The sequence below is a fragment of the Acinetobacter sp. T63 genome (genome assembly GCF_053852345.1).
On sequence record NZ_CM132659.1, the window covers coordinates 1,761,050 to 1,782,892 of the forward strand.

The 21,843-nt window shown below is 45.0% G+C and carries 22 protein-coding genes; 16 read left to right on the forward strand and 6 right to left on the reverse strand.

Annotated elements, in window-relative coordinates:
• Positions 1-144 precede the first annotated feature (144 nt).
• From cyoA to alr, 10 genes are all read left to right on the forward strand, one after another.
• A complete protein-coding gene (cyoA, locus tag ACVLR6_RS08530; protein ID WP_104491605.1) occupies positions 145-1,221 on the forward strand; it encodes a ubiquinol oxidase subunit II in 1,077 nt (358 codons plus the stop codon).
• Positions 1,222-1,224: 3 nt separating this feature from the next.
• Positions 1,225-3,207 carry a cytochrome o ubiquinol oxidase subunit I gene (gene cyoB, locus ACVLR6_RS08535; RefSeq protein WP_104491607.1) on the forward strand — a complete coding sequence of 661 codons (1,983 nt, stop codon included), beginning with the start codon at positions 1,225-1,227 and terminating at the stop codon, positions 3,205-3,207.
• 4 nt (positions 3,208-3,211) lie between these two features.
• Positions 3,212-3,832, forward strand: coding sequence for a cytochrome o ubiquinol oxidase subunit III (cyoC, locus tag ACVLR6_RS08540; protein ID WP_005178726.1), 621 nt, complete (start codon positions 3,212-3,214; stop codon positions 3,830-3,832).
• Positions 3,829-4,158: a cytochrome o ubiquinol oxidase subunit IV gene (locus ACVLR6_RS08545; protein WP_171065104.1), complete on the forward strand. Its 330-nt coding sequence runs from the start codon at positions 3,829-3,831 to the stop codon at positions 4,156-4,158. The genes cyoC and ACVLR6_RS08545 overlap by 4 nt, the downstream gene beginning before the upstream one ends.
• 10 nt (positions 4,159-4,168) lie before the next feature.
• Positions 4,169-5,047 carry a heme o synthase gene (gene cyoE, locus ACVLR6_RS08550; protein WP_016659096.1) on the forward strand — a complete coding sequence of 293 codons (879 nt, stop codon included), beginning with the start codon at positions 4,169-4,171 and terminating at the stop codon, positions 5,045-5,047.
• A 298-nt stretch (positions 5,048-5,345) separates the two neighbouring features.
• Positions 5,346-5,735: a 30S ribosomal protein S6 gene (gene rpsF / locus ACVLR6_RS08555; protein ID WP_005178734.1), complete on the forward strand. Its 390-nt coding sequence runs from the start codon at positions 5,346-5,348 to the stop codon at positions 5,733-5,735.
• An 11-nt stretch (positions 5,736-5,746) separates the two neighbouring features.
• Positions 5,747-5,974, forward strand: coding sequence for a 30S ribosomal protein S18 (gene rpsR / locus ACVLR6_RS08560; RefSeq protein WP_004719336.1), 228 nt, complete (start codon positions 5,747-5,749; stop codon positions 5,972-5,974).
• 9 nt (positions 5,975-5,983) lie between these two features.
• The gene (gene rplI / locus ACVLR6_RS08565) at positions 5,984-6,430 is read left to right on the forward strand and encodes a 50S ribosomal protein L9 (RefSeq protein WP_005178742.1); all 447 of its coding nucleotides are present in this window, start codon (positions 5,984-5,986) and stop codon (positions 6,428-6,430) included.
• A gap of 209 nt (positions 6,431-6,639) precedes the next feature.
• Complete coding sequence (gene dnaB / locus ACVLR6_RS08570) at positions 6,640-8,085, forward strand: replicative DNA helicase (protein WP_005178744.1); 1,446 nt, start codon at positions 6,640-6,642, stop codon at positions 8,083-8,085.
• A 45-nt stretch (positions 8,086-8,130) separates the two neighbouring features.
• Entirely contained in the window at positions 8,131-9,201 is a 1,071-nt protein-coding gene (gene alr, locus ACVLR6_RS08575) for an alanine racemase (protein ID WP_455994982.1), read from the forward strand.
• A 68-nt stretch (positions 9,202-9,269) separates the two neighbouring features.
• Here alr and ACVLR6_RS08580 read toward each other — a convergent pair whose 3' ends face one another.
• The 5 genes from ACVLR6_RS08580 to ACVLR6_RS08600 all read right to left on the reverse strand — a co-directional run bounded on the left by ACVLR6_RS08580 (position 9,270) and on the right by ACVLR6_RS08600 (position 13,515).
• A complete protein-coding gene (locus tag ACVLR6_RS08580; protein ID WP_104488928.1) occupies positions 9,270-9,704 on the reverse strand; it encodes a BLUF domain-containing protein in 435 nt (144 codons plus the stop codon).
• A 96-nt stretch (positions 9,705-9,800) separates the two neighbouring features.
• Complete coding sequence (locus tag ACVLR6_RS08585) at positions 9,801-10,535, reverse strand: proteasome-type protease (RefSeq protein WP_104471041.1); 735 nt, start codon at positions 10,533-10,535, stop codon at positions 9,801-9,803.
• Between the two features lie 30 nt (positions 10,536-10,565).
• Positions 10,566-11,345, reverse strand: a complete 780-nt coding sequence (locus ACVLR6_RS08590; protein ID WP_104491613.1) for a transglutaminase family protein — start codon at positions 11,343-11,345, stop codon at positions 10,566-10,568.
• Entirely contained in the window at positions 11,342-11,944 is a 603-nt protein-coding gene (locus ACVLR6_RS08595) for an alpha-E domain-containing protein (protein ID WP_045794921.1), read from the reverse strand. Before ACVLR6_RS08595 ends, ACVLR6_RS08590 begins: the two co-directional genes overlap by 4 nt.
• A gap of 20 nt (positions 11,945-11,964) precedes the next feature.
• Complete coding sequence (locus ACVLR6_RS08600; RefSeq protein WP_455994985.1) at positions 11,965-13,515, reverse strand: circularly permuted type 2 ATP-grasp protein; 1,551 nt, start codon at positions 13,513-13,515, stop codon at positions 11,965-11,967.
• A 245-nt stretch (positions 13,516-13,760) separates the two neighbouring features.
• On the opposite strand from ACVLR6_RS08600, the gene ACVLR6_RS08605 reads away from it, so the two are divergent.
• Positions 13,761-14,759: a helix-turn-helix transcriptional regulator gene (locus ACVLR6_RS08605; protein WP_016659102.1), complete on the forward strand. Its 999-nt coding sequence runs from the start codon at positions 13,761-13,763 to the stop codon at positions 14,757-14,759.
• Positions 14,760-15,083: 324 nt separating this feature from the next.
• Here ACVLR6_RS08605 and mnmG read toward each other — a convergent pair whose 3' ends face one another.
• On the reverse strand, positions 15,084-16,964 hold the full coding sequence (gene mnmG / locus ACVLR6_RS08610; protein ID WP_016659103.1) for a tRNA uridine-5-carboxymethylaminomethyl(34) synthesis enzyme MnmG: 1,881 nt from the start codon (positions 16,962-16,964) through the stop codon (positions 15,084-15,086).
• 261 nt (positions 16,965-17,225) lie between these two features.
• On the opposite strand from mnmG, the gene ACVLR6_RS08615 reads away from it, so the two are divergent.
• The 5 genes from ACVLR6_RS08615 to ACVLR6_RS08635 all read left to right on the forward strand — a co-directional run bounded on the left by ACVLR6_RS08615 (position 17,226) and on the right by ACVLR6_RS08635 (position 21,505).
• Positions 17,226-17,585, forward strand: coding sequence for a hypothetical protein (locus ACVLR6_RS08615; protein ID WP_045794918.1), 360 nt, complete (start codon positions 17,226-17,228; stop codon positions 17,583-17,585).
• 162 nt (positions 17,586-17,747) lie between these two features.
• Entirely contained in the window at positions 17,748-18,632 is an 885-nt protein-coding gene (locus tag ACVLR6_RS08620) for a bile acid:sodium symporter family protein (protein ID WP_160241209.1), read from the forward strand.
• Positions 18,633-18,709: 77 nt separating this feature from the next.
• Positions 18,710-19,597, forward strand: coding sequence for a bile acid:sodium symporter family protein (locus ACVLR6_RS08625; protein ID WP_016659105.1), 888 nt, complete (start codon positions 18,710-18,712; stop codon positions 19,595-19,597).
• Positions 19,598-19,714: 117 nt separating this feature from the next.
• Positions 19,715-20,617 (forward strand): 50S ribosomal protein L11 methyltransferase, encoded by a 903-nt coding sequence (gene prmA, locus ACVLR6_RS08630; RefSeq protein ID WP_005178769.1) that lies wholly within the window; start codon positions 19,715-19,717, stop codon positions 20,615-20,617.
• Positions 20,618-20,635: 18 nt separating this feature from the next.
• Positions 20,636-21,505 (forward strand): DUF3426 domain-containing protein, encoded by an 870-nt coding sequence (locus ACVLR6_RS08635; protein WP_104491618.1) that lies wholly within the window; start codon positions 20,636-20,638, stop codon positions 21,503-21,505.
• Positions 21,506-21,843 lie beyond the last annotated feature (338 nt).

The following is a 21,843-nucleotide window of genomic DNA, read 5'->3' on the forward strand; positions in this document are numbered from 1 at the left end:
ATCAGGCATAATGCCCTACAACGTAGCGGTGTATCATGATTGACAAGGATTTTTGCGTCAAAAAAATACTTATCAATCATGCGACACTATAATCGCTATCCCATAATTAAATTAGGGAATGGGACTCTTCACCGAGGTTGTAAAATGAGACAAACGATTTTAGCTGTATTGTCTTTATCTACGATGGCTGCACTCTTAACCGGGTGTGGTGGTGATATGGTACTTCTAAACTCGCAAGGTCCAGTTGCTGAAGGTCAATCGAACCTGATGATGACTGCGATCTACTTGATGCTATTAGTGGTGATTCCTTCAATCATCATGGCATTATGGTTTGGTTGGAAATATCGCGCATCAAATAAAGATGCAGACTATAAACCAACATGGGCACACTCTACTGCGATTGAAATCGTGGTTTGGGGTATCCCGGTTATTATTATTGGTATTTTAGCTTGGTTAACTTGGTGGGGTTCCCACAAGTATGACCCATACCGTCCAATCGAGTCAGATAAGGCTCCATTAACTGTTCAGGTTATTGCCGAACAATTCAAATGGATCTTCATCTACCCAGAACAGAACATTGCGACTGTTAACGAAATCCGCTTCCCAGAGCAAACTCCGGTAAGCCTTCGTTTAACATCTAACTTTACAATGAACTCGTTCTTTATCCCTGCATTGTCTGGTCAGATTTATGCAATGGCGGGTATGCAGACTCACCTGAACATATTAGCGAACAGCACTGGTCAATACCGCGGCTTCTCGTCTAACTACTCAGGTTACGGTTTCTCTCAAATGCGCTTCCTTGCTCACTCTGTAACTGAAGCTGATTTTGATCAATGGGTAACTGCGGTTAAAGCCGGACAAGGCACAACGATCAATCCTGAAGCTGTTCAAAAAACAGTTCTAGATCAAGCTGAATTTGCATCTTTACGTGACGGTAACCGTTCACAGAAACAAATTGATGCAATGGTTCGTAACGCGAAAACAGAACTAGAGAAAAAACTTGCTGCAACTGCTGAAGCAGAAGGTCCTTATAAGACTCAGCCACATCCTGTGACTTATTACTCTTCTGTAGAGCAAGGCTTGTTTGAATCTGTGATCAATAAATACATGAGTAACTATCATGGTGCAGACCATTCAGCTCAAGCTGAAACTGCGCTTGAAGCGCCTGCTTCAGAAGCTCATGTAAACGTTGAACATGCGACTGCTTCTGTAGAGGAATAAGACATGTTTGGTAAGTTAGGACTAGATGCAATTCCGTACGATCCAATCGTACAGGCTACAGTTGTAATGATGATCCTGGGCGGTCTCGTTCTTGTTGCGGGTATTACCTACTTCAAGAAATGGGGTTACCTGTGGAATGAATGGTTCACATCTGTAGACCATAAAAAAATTGGTATCATGTATATCATCGTGTCTGTGGTCATGCTGCTGCGTGGTTTCGCCGATGCGATCATGATGCGTCTTCAGCAATTCCTTGCACGAGGTGGTGGCGAAGGTTATTTACACCCTGAGCACTACGACCAGATCTTCACCGCACACGGTGTGATCATGATCTTCTTCGTGGCAATGGGTCTTGTAGTAGGCTTGATGAACATCTCTGTACCTTTACAGATTGGTGCTCGTGACGTTGCCTTCCCATTATTAAACTCTTTAAGCTTCTGGCTGTTCGCTGGTGCTGCGGGTCTAATCATGGTTTCACTTGCAATTGGTGAGTTCGCTGCAACAGGCTGGATGGCTTATCCTCCACTGTCAGGTATTGAATACTCTCCAGGCGTAGGTATGGACTACTATATCTGGGCATTACAGATCTCCGGTTTAGGTACGCTTCTAACGGGTGTTAACTTCTTCGTTACCATCATCAAGATGCGTGCGCCTGGCATGAAATTAATGGACATGCCGATCTTTACCTGGACATCTTTATGTACAGCGGTACTGATCATTGCTTCATTCCCAGTGTTAACTGCAACAATTGCAATGTTAACGCTTGACCGTTACTTCGGTTTCCACTTCTTTACAAACGACATGGGTGGTAGCCCAATGTTGTATGTAAACCTGATCTGGACTTGGGGTCACCCTGAAGTTTATATCTTGGTATTACCAGCATTTGGTATTTACTCAGAAGTTGTTGCGACGTTCTCTCGTAAAACGTTGTTCGGCTACAAATCAATGGTGTATGCAACTGTAGCAATTACTGTATTGTCTTTCGTTGTATGGGTTCACCACTTCTTTACCATGGGTGCAGGTGCCAACGTTAACGCGTTCTTCGGTATCATGACCATGATTATTGCGATCCCGACGGGTGTGAAAATCTTCTCTTGGTTATTCACCATGTACAAGGGCCGCATCACCTACACAACTCCAATGCTGTGGACACTTGGCTTCCTAGTGACTTTCGGTATCGGTGGTTTAACAGGTGTATTAATGGCAGTTCCACCAGCGGACTTCCTGGTACACAACTCTTTATTCCTGATCGCTCACTTCCATAACGTAATTATTGGTGGTGTAGTATTCGCGATGTTCGCAGGTATCATTTTCTACTGGCCAAAAATGTTTGGTTGGAGACTGAATGAAACTTGGGGTAAAGCTGCATTCTGGTTCTGGTTCTTAGGTTTCTACTTTGCGTTCATGCCGCTGTATATCCTTGGTTTCATGGGTATGACGCGTCGTCTGAACACATATGACAACCCAGATTGGGACCCATATGTCATGATCGCGATGGTGGGTTCGGTAATGATTGCCATTGGTATTGCATGCTTCTTGATGCAAATCATTGTTGGCTTCTTGCAACGTAACCAGCGTCTTGACCACACTGGCGACCCTTGGGATGGCCGTACCCTTGAATGGGCGACTTCATCTCCTGCTCCGTTCTATAACTTTGCGCATCTTCCAAAGATCAATGGTATTGATACTTTCTGGACTGACAAAGAGAATGGCGTAGCTTACGCGAAACCAGCGAAGTACGAAGACATCCACATGCCAACCAACCGTGCTGCGGGCTTTGTGATTGCTATGTTTATCACAGTAATGGGCTTTGCACTTATCTGGCACATCTGGTGGTTAGTAGTTGTAACGTTTATCGCGTCTATCATTTCGTTCATCGTGAGCTCGTTCACGAAGAAAGTGGACTACTATGTTCCTGCAGCAGAAGTAGAACGCATTGAAAACGAACGTTATGCCTTACTTGAAAAACACTTGAAGAAGGACTAAGACAATGGCTGAGGTACTTCATCACGACAACCACGGACACGATGAGCATCATCATCACGATGATACTGACATCACTGTCTTTGGTTTCTGGACTTACTTGATGAGTGACTTGATCATTTTCGGTACACTCTTCATTGCATTCGCTGTATTAAGCAGCCACGTTCCAGTTGGTACTCCAAGTGCAAAAGATCTTTTTGGCGAGTCTTTAGGTTTCGTTTTAACTGAAACCTTCGCCCTGCTGATCTCTTCAGTAACCTTTGGTTTTGCAGTTCTGGCTGCATACAAAAAAGATGTTGCTAAAGTTTTAACTTGGTTAGGCATCACATGGATCTTCGGTGCGATCTTTATTGGCATGGAACTATATGAGTTCAATCATTTAGTTCACGCTGGTCATGGCCCAAGCGTTAGTGCGTTCTTATCTGCGTTCTTTACTTTAGTTGGTACGCACGGTATTCACGTTACTTCTGGTCTGGTATGGATGATCGTGTTAATGATTCAAATCAAGAAATATGGTTTGACTCTACCTAACATGCGTCGTCTTGCTTGCCTAAGCTTGTTCTGGCACTTCCTTGACATCGTATGGATCTGTGTATTCAGCGTCGTTTACTTGATGGGAGTTCTATAATGGGTCACGATCACAACGCTGCTGGCGCATCACACGGTAACTTCAAGCAGTACTCTGTTGGCTTTATCCTGTCTGTTATTTTAACCGTTATTCCTTTTGGTATGGTTATGGCAGGTGGTTTTAGCCGCGGTCTGCTGGTCACAGTTATTGCGATTACTGCGGTTGCTCAGGTTCTTGTACAGTTAGTTTACTTCCTGCACATGAACTCGTCTTCAGAACAACGCTGGAACGTGATTGCGTTTATTTATACAATCCTCTGTATCGCTATTCTGTTAGTCGGTTCAGTATGGATTATGAACTACCTTCACTACAACATGATGATCTAAACTGGTTGTCATGCTGAAAAAGTATTTATTCCTGACTAAGCCAGGAATTCTCTTCGGTAACTTCGTTACCACTTTGGGTGGCTACTTTGTAGCCACTCAAGGTTCTGTAGATTTCCTTCTCCTGCTTCTTACCCTTCTGGGCACTACCCTGGTAGTGGCATCTGGATGTGTGGTTAATAACGTAATTGACCAAGACATCGACCAAAAAATGCAACGTACACAAAATCGTGCGATGGTAAAAAAAACCATTTCAGTTCCGGTTGCTTTAGTGTTTGCTTTAGTGCTGGGTGTACTGGGTTTTAGCATTTTATGGTTTGGGGTAAATGCGTACGCTTTCCTTTTTGCCGTGATTGGTTTTGTAGTTTATGTCGGCTTTTATAGCTTATGGACCAAACGCACCACCATTCATCAGACCATTATTGGTAGTATTTCGGGCGCAAGCCCACCGGTTATTGGTTATACTGCGGTTGCAAACCAGTTTGACCTGGCTGCCCTGCTTATTTTTCTGGGCTATGCACTGTGGCAAATGCCGCATTCCTGGGCGATTGCCATTTACCGCTTCGATGACTACAAAAATGCAGGTATTCCAATTTTACCTGTGGCGCGTTCTGTGTATCGCACCAAAGTAGAGTCGCTAATTTATGTGATTCTGTTTACAGTGGTCATGAATGCCTTATTTGTATTTGGATATGCCAACTGGTTATATTTGCTCATTTTAAATGCCCTGTGTATTTACTGGCTGTACATTGCCATCCTCGGCTTTAAAGCAGAAAATGATCAGCTGTGGGCAAAGCGCTTTTTCCTGTTCTCTGTAATTTTAATTACCGTGATCAGTTTAAGCTTCAGCATTACTGCGCAAGCTCCTGCAAATTCAATCATCCTCTTTTAAAAGATAGAGCCCTCTCTATCTTTTAAGATGGGACTCCCCTTCTAATTCCAGTTTTCTTTTCTTCGATCTCTTTTTTCTGATTTATAGATACTTACTCTCTATTAGTAAGCTTATTACCATAATTCCCCCACCTCACTCTTTTGTTGAAATAAGTGATCAAGCTCTTTGTTCAATGGCTTGTATTTCGTTAGCAAAAGCACTAAAATTCACGCTTCGCAATTTTGCGACACAACCCTGGTTGTGACTCCTTGCTTCTGGCTATTTGGTCAGGGGCTGCATAAACCGTAAGGAGCTGATAATGCGTCACTACGAAATCGTACTTTTGGTACACCCAGACCAAAGCGATCAAGTTGTGGGTATGGTAGAACGTTACCTGACTCACATCAAAGAAGCTGAAGGTCAAATTCACCGTTTAGAAGATTGGGGCCGTCGTCAATTGGCTTACCCAATTAACAAAATTCACAAAGCGCACTACATTTTAATGAACGTTGAATGTGGTCAAACGACTCTTGATGAACTTGAAGAATTGTTCCGTTATAACGACGCGATCCTTCGTAGCTTAATCATCCGTCGTGAAAACGCTATCACTGAAGAGTCTTTACTGGCTAAGAGTGCTGAAGAAAAACGTGCGCGTAAAGCTCAACGTGAAGAAGCACAACAAGTTAACCAAGACTCTGCTGAAGCATAAGGAGAACATCAATGGCACGTTTTTACCGTCGTCGCAAGTTCTGCCGCTTTACAGCTGAGAACGTTACGTACATCGACTACAAAGATATCGATACTTTAAAACAGTACATCACTGAAAACGGCAAGATCGTTCCTAGCCGTATTACAGGTACTAAAGCTCGTTACCAACGTCAATTAGCGCTTGCGATCAAACAAGCTCGCTACTTAGCGTTGATCCCTTACACTGACAATCATAAGTGAGGTTGAGCTGTGGATATTATCTTATTACAACGCATTAAAAACCTTGGTAAATTAGGCGATAAAGTATCAGTTAAAGCTGGTTACGGCCGTAACTTCCTTATCCCTCAAGGTAAAGCAGTTGCTGCGACTGAAGCAAACACTGCTGCTTTTGAAGCTCGTCGTGCTGAACTTGAGAAGCAAGAAGCTGAAGTATTGGCTGCTGCTCAAGCACGTGCTGACCAACTGAACGAAGTAAATATCGTAATCACTGCGAAAGCGGGTGACGAAGGTAAATTATTCGGTTCAATCGGTACTCGTGACATCGCTGACGCGTTAACGAACGCTGGTTTAGAAGTAGACCGTTCAGAAGTTCGTTTACCAAACGGTGCGCTTCGTCACACTGGTGAATTCAACATCGCAATCCAATTGCACCATGATGTTGTTGCTGAAGTTCTCGTTACTATCGTATCTGAGTAATTTCTCGCAAGAAAAAAGGGCATGCCTTGGCATGCTCTTTTTTTATTTCTGTAAAAATCTCCTCACCTTTTTGTAAGCTATCCGTTCTTAAAATCTGCTCGCTTTTTTTGCCAGAGCGCGTATGATTTGTGGTTACACCGTTTATTGAATTCATGCTATAAGACCACCGGTTTTATTTGGTATTCATCGTATTAAAATCAGGGAATTATATGTCACAGGCGCTGGCCAACACCAAACCAACTCCAGTCAAAACAGAGAGTTCCAGCAACGATTCCGGTGCGCTCAAAGAGTTTCGCACCCCGCCGCATAACCTGGCCATTGAGCAGGCCGTTCTGGCTGCCCTCATGACCGTGGCCGAATCACTGGAACAGGTCGGAGATGTATTACAGGAATCCGATTTCTACGCCACGCGACACAAATATATTTACCGTGCCATTGATACCCTGGCCAAAGAAAACTCCCCTTATGATGCCGTTCTGGTCAATGACTGGCTGATCAAGCACAATCTGCTTGATGCCATTGGTGGTGAAGAATATCTCATGCAGCTGATGGCCGATTCACCATCGAGTTTCTATAACCTGGAAACTTATGCGGCTAAAATTAAAGAGTTTTCGACCTTAAGAAACATGATTAAAGTCAGCTCGGAAATTCTGCAAAATGCCTATGACACCAAAGGCCGCACTGTCAGTGAAATTCTAGACCTCGCTGAAACCAATATTTTCCAGATTGCCGAGCAGCACAATAACAACAAGAAAAATGCCGGTCCGAAAGCCATTAATACCGTCGTGGCCGATGTCTTCGACAAGTTAAATGAACTGTCGCAAATGGATGGCAACATTACCGGTCTGACCACCGGCTTTGTCGAGCTGGACAATAAAACTTCGGGGATGCAAGCTGGCGACCTGATTATTGTTGCGGCCCGTCCGTCAATGGGTAAAACCACCTTTGCCATGAACCTGGTTGAAAGTGTACTGTTCAATAACGACCTGCCGGCGCTGGTTTACTCCATGGAAATGCCAGCCGATTCAATTGCCATGCGTCTGATTTCCTCGTATGGCAAAGTGCATCAGGGGAATTTACGTTCCGGCAAACTCAGCGGCGATGAATGGTCCAAAGTCACCGGCACCATTTTACAGCTACAAGAAAAGCATTTATACATTGATGACTCATCAGCGCTCCCTCCAACCGAAGTACGTTCGCGTGCACGCCGAATTGCCAAACAGCACGGCGGCAAACTCGGCTGTATCATGGTCGACTATTTGCAGCTGATGAAAGTACCGGGCATGGGCGATAACCGTGTCGGCGAGATTTCAGAAATTTCGCGTAGCTTGAAAGCCCTGGCCAAAGAAATGCAATGTCCGGTCATTGCCCTCTCCCAGCTCAACCGCTCGCTGGAAAACCGTCCCAACAAACGCCCGGTAATGTCCGACTTACGTGAATCGGGTGCGATTGAGCAGGATGCCGACTTGATCATGTTCATTTACCGTGATGAGGTCTATAACAAGGAATCTAAAGAAGCCGGTACTGCCGAAATTATTATTGGTAAACAGCGTAACGGCCCGATTGGCACCGTGCGTCTGGCGTTTGAAGGCCAATACACCCGCTTTAGTAACCTTTCCCCTGAGTTTTATGCTCAGTACGATGATGATGAATAATTCAGCCATCATTGCCTTTCCATGACCCTGTAGGAGTAAATAAGGGTGCGCCAAGCTACAGTTTATATTGATCGCGCTGCGCTTCAATATAATTTAAACCGTGTCAGACAACTTGCCCCAACTGCCAAAATTGTCAGTATGGTCAAAGCCAATGCTTATGGACATGGCGTTAAAGACTGCTTAGCAGCCTTACAAGACAGCGATGCCTTTGGTGTCGCCTGTTTACAAGAAGCACTGGAAATTCGTGAACTGGGGTTCCAGCAACCCATCACCCTGATTGAAGGCGTGTTCACTAAAGATGAAATGCCAATTGTCATTGAACGGAATATCGAGATTGTGGTGCATCAGCCTGAACAGGTTACATGGCTCATTGCGCACAAAGATGCCTATATCTCTAAAAATCTGAAAGTCTGGGTTAAGCTCAACAGCGGCATGAACCGTCTGGGCTTTAAACTTGAGGTGATTAAAGAGGTCATTCAGCAATTAAAATCGGCCGGCTTTACCTGTGTTCTGGCGATGCACTTTGCCAATGCAGATGCTGATCATCCACTGAATGATGAACAGATCCGTCAGTTTCTGGAAGTAAAAAACGACTGCGCACCGATTTTAGCTTCGTGCTGTAATTCTGCTGCCATCTATAAATATCCGGAACTGCATTTTGATTTTGTCCGTCCCGGCATCATGCTTTATGGCGCAACTCCGTTTGCAGACCGAGATATTTATGCACTAGATTTAAAACCGGTGATGACCTTTAGCGCAGAAATTATTGCCTTAAATGAGATTCAGGCCGGTGAACAGGTTGGTTATGGCTCGACCTTTACTGCCGATAAAGCTATGCAACTGGCTATTGTGTCCATTGGCTACGGTGATGGTTATCCACGTGCCTTCTTTGCGCAGAATTTTGTCGCCATTAACGGCCAAAAAGCAGCTGTAGTCGGTCGTGTTGCCATGGATATGATTGCTATTGATGTAACTGGATTGGATGTTCAGTTAGGCACGGAAGTCGAGCTTTGGGGCAAGCAACGATTAGTGGATGATGTCGCAGCGGCCAATGGCACCATTGGTTATGAGCTGTTGTGCCGCTTAACCCAGCGTCCGGACCGTAAAGTTATTTAATCTTTTCAATAAAAGAGAATCTCAATGGAGGTTCTTTTTTTATTCTTTTTATAACGCAGGCAGCAGATTTAAGCCACCTCATCTACCACCGAATGATTTAGCGCCTCATATAGCACCTGAAGCAATCCATCAACCTGTGTGGCATTTAATTGATGCGGTAAAAATTGCGCATGACCGAGTTGCTGAAAATAGGCTTTAATCTCGCTATTACGCATCACATATTTCATGGCCCAATCCTGAAAACGCTGCTGGGCAACATGATTCTCGGTAAAAATTTGGATATTCTGATGACGCGGATCACCAACAATCCCGGCAAAAACTTCCTGAACGGCCTGTTCATCACCTTGCAGACATTGAAAAAAATAACCCTCTGCATAGCACAGCACACCCGATACCTGATGCTGGGTATTAGCATTGCGCGCTTCGGTCAGAATATTGCGTAAATCTTGCAGTAAATTTTCAGCCGTCGAGGTACTCTGGCTGGCATAGCAAAGCTGAAACATATTCAAGTCCTTATCATGATCTGTACGAATATTTTTTGATTTTCTTAAGGATTTATCATTCAAGGAAAACTTGATTAAAATAAAGGGACTGAGCTTTTAAGTCAAATAATCTTCAGTTGGCACCGGCAATTCCTGCAACCCGCGTCTTAAGGTATCGGACCACTGCTTGCTGATATATTCAAAGTACGGGTCTTCTTCGTAAATGCGTTTGCCCAAAGGAATATGCAGGCTGTCTTTATGATAGACCATACAGTCCAGCGGCATCCCCACGGACACATTGGAACGTAAAGTGGAATCAAAAGAAATCAGGCCACAGCGCAAGGCATCCTCTAACGACATATCGTAGCGCAAAGCCCGGTCAAGAATTGGTTTGCCATATTTGCTTTCCCCAATCTGGAAAAACGGCGTATCACGCGTGGCGCAAATAAAATTCCCTTGCGGATAAATATGATACAGCTGCATCGGCTCGCCTTTAATCTGCCCGCCCACCAGCAAATTGCAATAATAATTATGCTGCTCGTCTTTATCGTCGGTAACATCCTGAATGACTTTTTTCAGCAAACAACCCACCAATTCTGCCACTTCAAACATGGTTTTGACACTATATAAATGCGGTTCCTGGTTTAAAGTCAGATGATTTTTTAAATGACCGATGACTGCCTGTGTGGTCGCTAGGTTGCCCGAGGTCTGAATGGTAATCAGGCGCTCGCCTTCCACCCCAAAGGTATACAGCTTGCGAAATACCGAAATGTGATCGACCCCGGCATTGGTACGCGAATCACTAATAAACACCAGACCATCTTTTAAACGCAGCGCACAGCAATACGTCATAGCATTATCCTTTTAATTGTCATCCATTACTTAGCAGGCTAGAACCTGCACCATGGTCTGCATGTGCTCGATGCCGCCTTTTTCTCTTACGCCACGGACCGGCGCCACATCCCAATAATCCCGCCCGACGGCCAGATAGACATGCGAGTCTGGCTGAAAAGCCAGATTGCTGACATCAAAACAGTACCAGTGCTGTTCTAAAAATACCTCTACCCAGGCATGGCTGGCAAGATGTGAACTGTTGCTGCTATATAAATAACCGGAAACATAACGTGCCGGGATGCCTAAAGATTTACACATGGCAATCAGCACATGGGCATGGTCCTGACAGACGCCCTGTTTGGCCTGAAAGGCTTCAATGGCGGTGGTCTGCACCGAAGTTTGGGCCGGACGGTATGGCATATGGCTTAAAATCGCTTCTGACAAACGGATCAGGTTGTCACGATTCACCTGCAACACATACTGCCGTGCAAAACACTGCATTTCAGGGCTGCACAGCGTGCTGGCTGTTGGTTGTAAAAATAGATAGGGATTCAGCTGATCTTGCAGGCCCCATCGCGTCTGCGGACGCAACTCGACAATACCCTGCGCCATAATACTCAGACTTTGATAGCTAAAGCGCTGGGTGCTGGTCATCCAGATATTCTGAAAAGCATCCTGTTTAATCTCGGATTCCCCTGGCACACTAATCGCCCAATGATGAACCTGTTGATGGGCATTGTTCGGCGGGGTCATTTTAATATATTGAATACTGTTACAGGCCGGTGCCGAATAATGATAATGGGTCTGGTGATTAATCATGAGCCTCATGCATCGGCCTCGAACAGTTGCTGGATATGGTCACTAAACTGGTAAAAATGCATGCTGTCGGGCTGCTGCTTCAGCTTCATCCAGATTTCGGATAAAGAATCCCAGCCGGCTTGGGTCAATAATCCCACCACCACTTCAATATAATAGACCGTGCCCTGAATATCCTGCTTTAAGCGCAATTGCCGGTCCAGTTGCTCGAGATGCTGCCCCAGTTTAAAGAACAGGAAAATATCAGATGCTTCAGCTTCTAAGACTTCATGACAATCTCCAACTACATCACAGATATAGGCTGGATTTTCTTTGGCATTTTTAATGTACTGGTTTAATTCGGCATAGGCATGTGCCGACAAGACCCCGCGTAAATCCTGAATATTATCTTTGGCATACTGAAACTGCTGATGAAAAGAGGCGGGCTGTTCCGGATTTAGAATCAGCTCATTTAAAGATGCCGCATCAAAGGCTGGCAAACAGAAGGCGTGTGCATACTGCAAGGCATCATCATTATATTTAAATGGAAACTGACTGCATAAATACTGGATGCGGGTCAAATAACGACCCAACCAGAAAATCTGCTGTGCATTACGACTCAGTAAAATCACATGATTCTCCTTGGGAGTTGTTATGAATGTAAGGGATCAACCACCCAGGTATCTTTAATGCCACCACCTTGAGATGAATTGACCACCAGCGAACCGGCCTGCATGGCCACACGGGTTAAGCCACCGGGAACAATTTCAGTACGATAAGGCGAGCTGAGCACAAAAGGACGTAAATCAATATGCCGTTCGGCAATGCCCTGTTCGGTTAAGGTCGGACTCACCGACAGATTCAGGGTCGGCTGGGCAATGTAGGCTTGCGGTGCGGCCAGAATTTTCATTTTAAACTCGGCCAGTTGCTCCTCGGAGGCTTGAGGACCAATCAGCATGCCATATCCACCTGAACCTTGTGCTTCTTTCACTACCAACTGTTCCAGATGTTCCAGCACATAGGCCAGATCATCTGCTTCGCGGCATTGATAGGTCGGGACATTATTTAAGATTGGTTGTTCACCCAAATAGAAATGAATCATTTTATCGACATAAGGATAAATGGATTTGTCATCGGCCACCCCGGTACCCGGCGCATTGGCGATGACGACGTGATGCTGTAAATAGACCGACATCAGGCCCGGTACACCCAGGGTGCTGTCCGGTCTGAAACAGAGCGGGTCTAAAAATGCATCATCTACCCTGCGATAAATTACATCAACCTGCTGTTTGCCCCGCACCGTTTTCACATAAACCTTGTCATTTAATACAAACAGGTCACTCGATGTTACCAAAGGTACACCCATCTCACGGGCTAAAAATGCATGTTCATAATAGGCACTGTTATAACGCCCCGGTGTCAGCACCACAATAAAAGGCTGATCGACATAGGCATTTTCGGCCAGAATTTCTTTTAAAAGCTGCGGATAATGCTCGATGCCCTGAATATTATTCTGCTGATACAGCTGGGGAATCAGTTTCTGGCTAATCTTACGGCTTTCCAGCATATAAGACACACCCGATGGCGTTCTTAAATTGTCTTCCAGCACAAAAAATTCACCGTGCTGATCACGAATAATGTCAATGCCACTAATCTGACTATAGACCTTACCCTTCAGACCATGACCAAGCATATGTGGCTGATAGGCTTCGTGGGTCAGCACCTGCAGTTCCGGTACGATACCGGCTTTTAGAATATCCTGTTGATGATAAATATCATGTAAAAACAGATTTAGCGCCCGGGTACGCTGGGCACAGCCCAAGGCCACTGTATTCCATTGCTGCCGGGCCATAACCCGCGGAATAATATCAAAAGGAATGGTGCGCTCGGTGCCTTCCTGATCGCCATACACGGTAAAGGTAATTCCCTGATACAGAAAATGTGCTTTGGCGGCATCATTCAGTGCTGTCAGTTCTTCTAAACTGTGCTGGGTCAGCCATTGTTCGATTTTCTGCGCGGCACTATCGGCAAGGCTCTGTTCGCCCGACAATTCATTAAAAAATTCAGATTTCAATTGTTCGAATAATACGGATGATTTTTGCTGCGGCAGCGAAATATCGGTCACCGAGACCTGCACCCGCTCTAAAAGATGGTCTGATGTTATTGTATCTATTGAATTTGTATCTTGATTTTCTTTCAGCATACAAACCTCATCATTGTTATCCTTTCTAATTTTATATAAGCAATTCCAGTGCCAATAATTGTGACTTAGCATTCACTCTTTCTTTATCGCCGATCTGTACAGATAAAACAAATCTTATTTTGCTTCATCTTGTATCAATTTATGGCCAGACCTCGTGCCTGCCACTTGCCAAAAAGCATGACATTTCTTATTGTGTGGACTATAGCCATGTACTCTCCAATATTTATCTCAGCGCTGATTCCAATATGTCGACACAAGAAAAAGAAACGTCCAATAGCCTCTATCGCCAGTGGCAAATCCTGTCCCGCCTTTCTACCGGAAAATGGATGGGCACCCGTGAATTACAGGAAATTCTGCAACGTGAAGGCATTGATATCAGCCTACGTACCATCCAGCGCGATTTAAACCAGATTTCGCAGCGCTTCCCGATTGAAAATAATGGCACCGTCCCGCAAGGCTGGCGCTGGCGCTCCGATGCACCACTACAAAGCCTGCCGCACATGACCAGCTCACAGGCAGTCACCTTTATGATGGTGGAAGAACATCTCAAACATCTGTTACCACCTAGCCTGATTGAGGAAATGACTCCGTGGTTTGATCTGGCACGGCGCAGCCTGTCGACCCAGAACAATGTCCGCCAGTGGATTAACCGGGTGCGGATTGTGCCGGCCATTCAGCCGCTGATTCCGCCAGTGGTCGATAAAAGCGCACAACAGGCCATTTATGAAGGCTTATTGCAGGATAAACAGCTGGAATGTGTTTACCATCCACGTACCACCGCTTCGGAAGAAAAGACCTATATTCTGAATCCGCTGGCGCTGGTACAAAAAGGTGCAGTGATTTATCTGATTTGCACCCGACACGACAAAACCGATATTCAAACCTTTGCCCTGCATCGCTTTAAATCGGCGGAGGTATTAAATTCCCGCGCCCTGCATCCGGTTAATTTTGATATTGATGCCTATATTGAATCCGGCGCGCTGGGCTTTAGAGTCGATTACAGCAAGCCGACTGAAAATATCGAGTTGAAACTGACCATGTCAGAAGCCGATGCACATTATTTTGAAGAAACCCGTTTAAGCAAAGACCAGCAGATTATCCAGCTGGACAATGGCTTGTATCAGGTCATTTCCAATGTGCCGTTTACCTCGCAACTGGTGTGGTGGCTGCGCAGTTTTGGCAAAAAACTGGTACAGATTGAGCCGGCAGAAGTATCTGACGCTGTGCATCAAGTCAATGAATAAAAAAGGTCCCAAGTCCGGGACCTAACATTTGCTTATCATTTTTTCAATTTTGTTGTTATCGCTGCTGATTTTAGGGAAGTTGAACAGGATGCGATTGCCGTTAGCATGCCAGTTCAGCCGTATTATAACGAATGGTTTTTAAGGTCATCGTGCACTCCTCTCTGTTTGGATAAGATCACTGTAACGGCTCCAATATCATCTGTGAAATCATAAGATCTGCAGCTTAAATCTGTTTTTTTCTTAAACTCAATTTCCACTTTATTTATTCAGCACATAAAAAAGCCCGCGATCTCAACCGCGGGCTTTTTCACAAATTAGGATCTTTTAAGCAGATTTACGGGCTTGGGCATTTTTACGAATGGTGATCATCACCAATTGAACTGCCGCAGGAGTCACGCCTGGAATACGACTGGCCTGTGCCAGAGTTTCCGGCAATACCTGTTTCAGCTTCATGGTGATTTCACGCGACAGACCAGATACGCCGTCATAATCAAAATCAGCCGGGATTTTGGTTTCTTCCAGACGTTTCATCTGCGCTACATCTTCATGCTGACGGTTGATATACCCTTCGTATTTCACCGCAATTTCAATCTGGTCACCGACTTGCTGCGATACTTCTGAACCAGTCAGTTCGGCAATTTGCGCAAAAGTGATGTTTGGACGTTTTAGCAGGTCAATTGCAGAACACTCTTTAGAAAGGTCTGCACCCGTCATTTCAACGAATTTTTTACCCATCGGGTTATTTGGCGCAGCCCACAAGTGCTGTAAACGGCCTTTCTCACGCTCAACTGCATCCATTTTTTCACAGTAAGCATTCCAGCGTGCATCATCCACCAGACCCAGTTCACGGCCAATCGCGGTTAAACGCTGATCTGCGTTATCTTCACGCAGCATTAAACGGTATTCGGCACGTGAGGTGAACATCCGGTACGGTTCTTTGGTTCCCAAGGTAATCAGGTCGTCAACCAGTACGCCCATATACGCTTCATCACGTTTTGGCGTCCACTGTTCCTGATCCCAGGCACGGCGTGCAGCGTTCAAACCTGCAAGCAGACCTTGCGCACCGGCTTCTTCATAACCAGTAGTCCCGTTGATTTGACCGGCAAAGTACAGGTTATTAATCGCTTTGGTTTCCAAAGTGAATTTCAACGCTTGCGGGTTGAAATAATCGTATTCAATCGCATAACCCGGACGCAGAATATGCGCATTTTCCATACCACGGATTGAGCGTACCAATTCAAACTGCACATCAAAAGGCAGTGAAGTTGAAATACCGTTTGGATACAGCTCGTGGGTATCTAAGCCTTCAGGCTCCAAGAACACTTGGTGCGAATCTTTGTCGGCAAAACGGTGAATTTTATCTTCAATCGAAGGACAGTAACGTGGACCTACCCCTTCAATCACGCCGGTATACATTGGCGAACGATCCAAACCACCACGAATAATGTCATGGGTTTTTTCATTGGTATGGGTGATATAACAGTTGACCTGTTCAGGATGCATCGAGGCATCACCCATAAACGACATCACTGGAGACGGGAAATCCCCCGGTTGTGGGGTCATCACCGAAAAATCAACTGAACGTGCATCAATACGTGGTGGTGTACCGGTTTTTAAACGGCCCACTGGCAGTTGTAATTCACGTAAACGGTGTGCCAGAGAAATAGAGGGCGGATCACCGGCACGGCCACCGCTTGATTTTTCCAGACCGACGTGAATCACGCCACCCAGAAAGGTCCCGGCAGTCAGCACTACCGTTTTGGCATCAAAGCGAATGCCCATTTGGGTGACCACACCTTTTACAGTATCGCCTTCAACAATCAGGTCATCTGCTGCTTGCTGGAAAATATCCAAGTTTGCTTGGTTCTCAAGCGTTTCACGAATCGCGGCTTTATAACGAACCCGATCAGCCTGCGCACGTGTGGCACGCACTGCAGCACCTTTACGCGAGTTCAGAATACGGAATTGAATCCCGCCTTTATCGGCAGCCAGCGCCATCGCACCGCCCAAGGCATCAATTTCACGCACCAGATGCGATTTACCAATACCACCAATGGCCGGGTTACAGCTCATCTGCCCCAAAGTCTCAATGTTATGAGTTAAGAGCAAGGTTTGTCGGCCCATACGCGCCGCAGCCAAAGCCGCTTCCGTACCCGCGTGACCGCCGCCGATAACAATGACATCGTAAACTTTAGGATAATGCATAGTGGTAAATTGAGAGATAAAAAGAAATGACAGAATATTATAGCAAAAGCCGGCGTATAAGTTGACAGATTAAGTCAATTTTATTTGGATTTTCTCGTGGTTTTTCACCTGATTGATTGGCTGGCAATGTAAATGAACGTTGCAGATATACTGCAAATAAAAACATTTCATATTAAAAATTAACCAGATATAGGTTGTTTTATTTTGATTATTTTTTATCCTAAATCATGTACTCATTACAAACAAGCACAGGTACGAATTATGAATAAGAAGATACTCCTCTCATCCATCCTCTGCGGTTTATGTTTATCTCCATTTGCAGCTGTACAGGCAAATGACAAAGTTGAAAAAGTGTACGATTCACAGCGCTATCAGAATGTCTGTAAAGGCAAATCTCAAGGTGCTGCGGTCAGCTTTGCCTATCGTGGCATTATCTGGAACGGTACCTGCCAGCCACAGTTCTTCCCGGCAGACAGAAAACTCGATATTCAGGGTGATGAAGCTGCACTGTATACCACCTGTGGCCAAGACATGAATGCAACCACGGCAACCATTTCCGGTGCAGAAGTTCGTGGTAAATGTGCCCTTGGATTTACCCCGCCGCGTCCTGCTCAAATGTAAACTCCAACCCGATTCACATCTAGCCAAAATATGTGAACTCAATCAAGAAAACAGCCATTTATTACCAAGTAAATGGCTGTTTTTATTATTTTTATGGTTGATTTAAAACTCAACTCAATTACACTGAAACTGGGGAAAATAAGAATTAAATAGGATGATGCCATGCAAAGCGGCATTTTTACCTTCTTTCTACCGCTAACCTTGGCGGTATTAATGATGGGTTTGGGCTTGCTACTCAGCCCTAAAGATTTTATTCGGGTCAATCAGCAACCGAAAGTCATTTTTATTGCCTTGTTTACCCGGCAGGTCTTGCTGGTTGGACTGGCATTTATTCTCTGCCTGTTTTTAGAACTGCCTCCTTTGCTGGCAGTGGGGTTAATGCTGCTGTCGGCCACCCCTAGCGGCTCTACCTCTGCCCTGTTCAGCTATGTCTATAAAGGCGATGTGGCTTTAAATATTGTCGTGGTCGCCATCAATTCGGTGATGGCCATTTTAACCCTGCCTTTTATCATTAGCATTGCCATGCGCTATTTCATGGCCGATCAGACCGAAATCAACATGCCAATTGAACGGATTGCCTATACCTTCCTGCTAATTTTAGTACCAGTCTGTCTGGGAATGGCCATTCGCTCGTCTTTTCCAGAGCTGGCCAAACGGCTGAGTAAACCAATTCGGCGCATGTCGGTATATTTTATTTTTGCCCTGTTCTTTTTCGCGCTCTTTCAGGAGCGCTATCAGCTGGCGCAGTATATGGAACAGGTTGGACTGGCCACCGCCCTGTATGCTTTTGTCAGTCTGGTGGCCGGTTATGTGCTGCCACAGCTGATGGACATTTCCGAACAGCAGGCGCGCTCCTGCGGTTTCTTTATGAGTATTCATAACACCGCGCTGTCTTTAACCCTGGCACTGTCGGTACTACAAAGCACCCAGATTGCCATTCCTGCCGCCATTTACACCATCTTCATGTATATGTTTGCCTTGATCTTTGGACATTTACTGGCTAGACGAATGCCGTTAAATTCGGTAAAACAGAAAGTCATAGAGTAATTTGAATAAACAGTAAAAGATATTTTGCATGAAGCAACTGTCTTTTCTCACAAGGATAAATTTGACAGGAAGGTCATATGGATTCAGGCATTATTACCGTTATGCTGCCCTTGGCGCTGGCCATTATTATGGTTGGGCTGGGGCTGGAACTCACGCCCAAAGATTTCGCACGCGTTACCAAACACCCCAAAGCAGTCCTGGTCGCACTATTTTGCCAGCTGGTATTGCTGGTCGGGATTGCCTTTTTATTATGTAAAATTCTGGCACTACCGCCGTTACTGGCCGTCGGCATGATGCTGCTGGCTGCTTCGCCGGGTGGCAGTACCGCCAACCTGTTCAGTTATTTATTTAAGGGCGATCTGGCGCTCAACATTACCTTAACCGCAATTAACTCGGTCATTGCAGCACTGACCTTACCGATTATTGTCAATTTCGCAATTGCCCACTTTTTACAGGCTGACCAAAGCATTGGCCTGCAATTCAGTAAAATCTTGCAGGTATTCGGGATTATTATTGTGCCGGTGATTATTGGCATGTTAATTCGTCATTATGCCCCGCGACTGACCGAGAAACTGAACAAGCCCTTACGGATTTTTGCAGTGATCTTTCTGATTTTAATTATCATCGGGGCTATTGTGCAGGAGCGACACAATATCCTGAATTATATTGGTGATATTGGCCTGGCTACCGCACTGTTCTGTATTTCCAGTCTGGTGATTGGTTACTTCGTCCCACGCCTGTTTGGGATTAATAGCGCCCAGGCCCGTGCCAGTGCCTTTGAAATTGGGATTCATAACAGCACGCTTGCCATGACCATTGCCTTAACCGTTATGGCCAGTTCAACCGTGGCCATGCCGGCGGCAGTCTATTCTATTTTCATGTATATCTTCGCCGCCATCTTTGGCATGTTATTAAACCGCTTTGTGCCGATTGCCGAACCCAAGCCTGTGGTGGCAAACAGTTAAGTACTTTTTTCACCCAAGGATGTCGCGCTGGCATCCTTTTTATTTTGTACATTGGTAGGCGAAACCGATTGCCTTCCGCTACAATATCCTTTTGAAAAAACAAATTAGGTTATTCCTGTGAAGTGGTTACAAATACATATTACTGTTGATCAAGCTCAAGTCGACTTTACTGAAACATTACTCAGCTCACTTGGCGCCGTGAGTGTAACGCTGGATGATGCTGAAAATCAGGACTTGCTTGAACCACTTCCAGGCGAAACACCGCTGTGGAACAAGGTGATTGTGACCGGTATTTATGCACAGGACGAAAACGAAGAAATTGATGTGGCTGCGCTGGAAACTTTCATTCGCACTCAACTGCCAGATGCACCAATGCGTAGCGAATTCCTGGAAGATCAGGTCTGGGAACGCTCATGGATGGATTATTACGAGCCAATCCAGATTGCTGAAAAATTCTGGATTGTACCGGAATGGCTAGAGCCCCCTGAAGCAGATGCGGTGAATATTAAACTGGATCCGGGTCTGGCCTTTGGTACCGGTAACCATGCCTCAACGTTCCTGTGCCTGCAATGGTTAGGTAAAACCGATGTTAAAGATAAAATCGTCATCGACTATGGTTGCGGTTCTGGCATTTTAGGTGTTGCTGCCCTACTTTTAGGTGCGAAAAAAGTCTATGCCACTGATATTGACCCACAAGCGGTTTTAGCCACCCAGCAAAATGCTGAATTGAATGGCGTACTGGATCGTCTGTTTGTCGGTCTGCCTGAAGAGTTTAATGAAACCTTAAAAGATCAGAAAGCCGATGTACTGGTTGCCAACATTCTGGCTGGCCCGTTAATGATGCTTGCGCCTGAATTCGCAACTTTAACCAAATCTGAGGGAGAGTTCGCACTTGCAGGTGTAATCGAAGAGCAAGTTGCTGAAGTTTCTAGTGTTTATTCTGAATTTTTTGATATATTAGAGGTCGAAAAACGTGAAGAAAACTGGTGCCGAATTTCCGGGAAGCGCCAGCCGCATTAATCAACCTCTATAGATCTTATGAGTGAAAAGCAGACCAAGTGCCCCGAGTGTTTAACCACCTATAAAGTTTCTGTTGCACAGCTTACAGTGGCTCAGGGCATGGTTTGCTGTCCCAAATGTGCCTCTACCTTTAATGCACTCTCGCATCTGGTGCAGCCAAAGCCTGCGCCAACCCAGCTCGAATACAACGGTTTTACTGGTGGACAGGTCAGTTCGCCGGTTCTGGCCGATCATGGTCTGGCTTTTGACGACACACATGAAACCCATCTGCTGGATATTTTTGACCGTAAGGTTGAACATTCCAATATTGATTTAAAGACCTACTTAAACAATCTGAATTATTTCAGCACCGAACCGATTGCCAGTATTCCCTCGATGAATCTGTCTGAAAATGAACTGCAGCAAGAACGCAAGAAACATGGTGCGGGCTATTACACGCTGTGGGGTATTGTCAATTTTAGTCTGGTCGGTTTGCTGATTTTCCAGATTCTATGGTTTAACCCGAAATTCATGAACAACAGCCCTGCCCTGACTGTGGCTTTTAACGGGGTCTGCCAGCTGTTTAACTGTGAAACCTTTGAAAAGCAGTACAGCCTGATTTCAATTAACCGTGTGCGGGTGAAACGCTATGACCATGAACATACCTTGTTCTCCGGCGAGCTGATCAATTTTCATGACAAGAGTTTGGTATTGCCAAAACTGAAAATCACCTTAAAAGATGATAATGAAGAAGTGGCGTCCTATGTACTCGAACCGAAAGAGTATTTAATTAAAAGTCTGGCCAGCATTGAGCGGATTCCAAAAAATACCCCATTCAAGTTTGAAATTCAGCTGCCAGTGACCCGAAAAAGCTTTGATACCTATAATTTAGAAATTATCAAGCCTTAAAAATTAAAAAAAAATGTAAAAAAAGTGCAGTTTTCTTGCTCACTTTTTCTAAGACAATGGTATGATACGCGCCACGTAAGCTTAGTGCTGCATACTCCTCAGTAATTCAAAACAAATAGAAACTCGCAGAATGCGCCTTATTTTCAATAACGCGTATTGAGCAGGTTTTTTCGTTTCGATTTTTGGTCTGTAACAATTATTAATCTATTGTTACGCTTATTTTTCGACCAGCGCTGTGAGTTGTGGCAAGCTAAATGTTCCAGTTTTAGAACTCTCGTTTTAGGATCTAAAACGGGGTTCATTTATTTATAGACCACATTTATATATCACTTTACCCA

What these genes read in the sequence shown, in the direction of transcription:
- cyoA (WP_104491605.1), top strand. Translation starts at nt 145, where the DNA reads ATGAGACAAACGATTTTAGCTGTATTGTCTTTATCTACGATGGCTGCA.
- cyoB (WP_104491607.1), top strand. Translation starts at nt 1,225, where the DNA reads ATGTTTGGTAAGTTAGGACTAGATGCAATTCCGTACGATCCAATCGTA.
- cyoC (WP_005178726.1), top strand. Translation starts at nt 3,212, where the DNA reads ATGGCTGAGGTACTTCATCACGACAACCACGGACACGATGAGCATCAT.
- cyoE (WP_016659096.1), top strand. Translation starts at nt 4,169, where the DNA reads ATGCTGAAAAAGTATTTATTCCTGACTAAGCCAGGAATTCTCTTCGGT.
- rpsF (WP_005178734.1), top strand. Translation starts at nt 5,346, where the DNA reads ATGCGTCACTACGAAATCGTACTTTTGGTACACCCAGACCAAAGCGAT.
- rpsR (WP_004719336.1), top strand. Translation starts at nt 5,747, where the DNA reads ATGGCACGTTTTTACCGTCGTCGCAAGTTCTGCCGCTTTACAGCTGAG.
- dnaB (WP_005178744.1), top strand. Translation starts at nt 6,640, where the DNA reads ATGTCACAGGCGCTGGCCAACACCAAACCAACTCCAGTCAAAACAGAG.
- ACVLR6_RS08580 (WP_104488928.1), bottom strand. Translation starts at nt 9,704, where the DNA reads ATGTTTCAGCTTTGCTATGCCAGCCAGAGTACCTCGACGGCTGAAAAT.
- ACVLR6_RS08585 (WP_104471041.1), bottom strand. Translation starts at nt 10,535, where the DNA reads ATGACGTATTGCTGTGCGCTGCGTTTAAAAGATGGTCTGGTGTTTATT.
- ACVLR6_RS08590 (WP_104491613.1), bottom strand. Translation starts at nt 11,345, where the DNA reads ATGAGGCTCATGATTAATCACCAGACCCATTATCATTATTCGGCACCG.
- ACVLR6_RS08600 (WP_455994985.1), bottom strand. Translation starts at nt 13,515, where the DNA reads ATGCTGAAAGAAAATCAAGATACAAATTCAATAGATACAATAACATCA.
- ACVLR6_RS08605 (WP_016659102.1), top strand. Translation starts at nt 13,761, where the DNA reads ATGTCGACACAAGAAAAAGAAACGTCCAATAGCCTCTATCGCCAGTGG.
- mnmG (WP_016659103.1), bottom strand. Translation starts at nt 16,964, where the DNA reads ATGCATTATCCTAAAGTTTACGATGTCATTGTTATCGGCGGCGGTCAC.
- ACVLR6_RS08615 (WP_045794918.1), top strand. Translation starts at nt 17,226, where the DNA reads ATGAATAAGAAGATACTCCTCTCATCCATCCTCTGCGGTTTATGTTTA.
- ACVLR6_RS08620 (WP_160241209.1), top strand. Translation starts at nt 17,748, where the DNA reads ATGCAAAGCGGCATTTTTACCTTCTTTCTACCGCTAACCTTGGCGGTA.
- ACVLR6_RS08625 (WP_016659105.1), top strand. Translation starts at nt 18,710, where the DNA reads ATGGATTCAGGCATTATTACCGTTATGCTGCCCTTGGCGCTGGCCATT.
- ACVLR6_RS08635 (WP_104491618.1), top strand. Translation starts at nt 20,636, where the DNA reads ATGAGTGAAAAGCAGACCAAGTGCCCCGAGTGTTTAACCACCTATAAA.